Origin of the sequence: Vibrio fujianensis (genome assembly GCF_002749895.1) — a bacterium.
Lineage (GTDB): Bacteria > Pseudomonadota > Gammaproteobacteria > Enterobacterales > Vibrionaceae > Vibrio > Vibrio fujianensis.
Genome location: NZ_NBUS01000016.1, coordinates 1 through 1863 on the forward strand (window position 1 = coordinate 1; position 1863 = coordinate 1863).

Consider the following 1863-nt stretch of genomic DNA (forward strand, 5'->3'; position numbering starts at 1 on the left):
CGCAATGTATTGAAAATTAGTTTTTTATGATTTCTTTGCTTTGAATTTAGCTTCTAGTTTGTATGTTCAGTACTTTTAAGTGATTGTTTAAATTGGTTATTTTAGAATTTATAAACCTAGTTTTATTCATATTGGCTTAGTTTTCGTCTCCTTGTTCTTCGAGTCTTTGCTCTGAGCTTTATTGGTAAAACTAGTTTGCGATAAGTTTAGGGGCAGGCAGTTTTTTCTTTGAACTAGGGCTCGCAGTTTCGTTGTTGCCACGCAAATTCTACTGGGTTACTGCTAATTTTTCATGTAAGTTAAACGGTATTTGGCAATATTGTTCTTTGTAATGCTTTGAAATTGCTAGTAAAGTTACATAACAAAGCATTCAAGAGGGACAGTCAACGTTTGGCAGTTTTGGTTTGGTTGAGCATTTGAGGTTACGGTTGGTTAATTTGAGCGCAGTTGTTTGCGTTGCCTGCCCCTTAATGCGGCGTTATGTACCACTAAGGTTCATCAGAACAAATCACTATGAGAGCCAATTCTAGCTAATTGGAGCTGGCCATCAAAAATGCGATAAATGAGCACTAGATCTGGTTTAACGTGGCAGTCACGGAATCCAACCCATCCGCCAGTTAGAGGGTGGTCAACATTTTTAGGGTCGAGTTTTTCGCCTCTTTGCAGCTTTGATATGATGTTGCCGACTTCAATGATGTCCGAAATCGGCATTTTTGTGATTTTTTTGAAGTCTTTTTTGAATTGTGTTGAGTATTCTAAGCTATACATTCTTAACTTTGCCTTCAGTTAACTCAGTAAGCATAGCGTCAACAGATTCTGCTTTATGCCCATGACCTTGAACGAGTTCATTCATTGCAGAAATCGTTGTTTCATTTGGTTGAGGCACACGTAAGTCAAATGGAATACCACCATGATTAATCACGGCTTTTGCAAAAATTTTAATAGCTTGTGATGTACTAAGACCCATTTCGTCACAGATGCTAGTAAAAGCAACTTTGGTATCATGGTCTATACGAGTACTTAGCATTTCTGTTCTCATAACAGTACCTTTAGTTGTACAATGTATTACATAGTTAAACATTAGTATAATGGCACATAACAAACGGTTCAAGAGGGACAACCAACGCGTGGCATTTTTATTGTGCGTTGGTTTTGGTGGTTTCGGTGTTATGCGGTAAGTTGGTAGTAACGTTGGTTGCCCCTTAACCGGGCGTTATGTTTTCGGAGGAAATGCGTGATTTGGATAAAGCGAGTGGCTTTGATTACTTTTCTTTCGGTTCTGGGGTATTTCCTATTCCTTCATGCAGGGATGGCTAGTGATGGAGCTATAGAGCTCAAGTGGTATTACAGGTTTGAAATGATAGCTGCGGGAATCATTTGGTGGCCTGCGGTTTTATATTTGAAGCTTAGGGATTTAGCAAATTATCCAACAAGCATTTTAGGGCTAGAATTATGGCCAGTACAATATTTTAGCTATTGTATGGTTTTTAAGCTATACGATGTGATAGTCGGGTATAAGAAAATGACGAATAGGTAATCTATGTAATAAGTGGGCTTAACTATAGTCTCCTGAAAAATCAGTAAAAAATCGGGATATATGCTCTGTTTTAGCCCCAAACATAACAAAGCATTCAAGAGGGACAGTCAACGCTTGGCAGTTTTGGTTTGGTTGGCATTTGAGGTTACGGTGGGCTAGTTTGAGTTTAGTTGTTTGCGTTGCCTGCCCCTTAATGCGGCGTTATGTAACCGTAGAGAAAAAGACCGCAATGTATTGAAAAATAAATGTTTTTTATGATTGATCTAATTTCAATTTCGACTTTCTTTAAGTTAGTTTCGTGCATGTTGATTTAACTTTCGGCTTCT

Annotated in this window: 2 protein-coding genes; both read right to left on the minus strand. The window is 38.2% G+C overall.

Annotated elements, in window-relative coordinates; translation table 11 throughout:
* Window positions 1-498: 498 nt before the first annotated feature.
* On the minus strand, window positions 499-768 hold the full coding sequence (locus B7C60_RS00305; protein WP_039428600.1) for a type II toxin-antitoxin system YafQ family toxin: 270 nt from the start codon (window positions 766-768) through the stop codon (window positions 499-501).
* Complete coding sequence (locus tag B7C60_RS00310; RefSeq protein WP_032480862.1) at window positions 761-1039, minus strand: type II toxin-antitoxin system RelB/DinJ family antitoxin; 279 nt, start codon at window positions 1037-1039, stop codon at window positions 761-763. Before B7C60_RS00310 ends, B7C60_RS00305 begins: the two co-directional genes overlap by 8 nt.
* Between the last annotated feature and the right edge of the window lie 824 nt (window positions 1040-1863).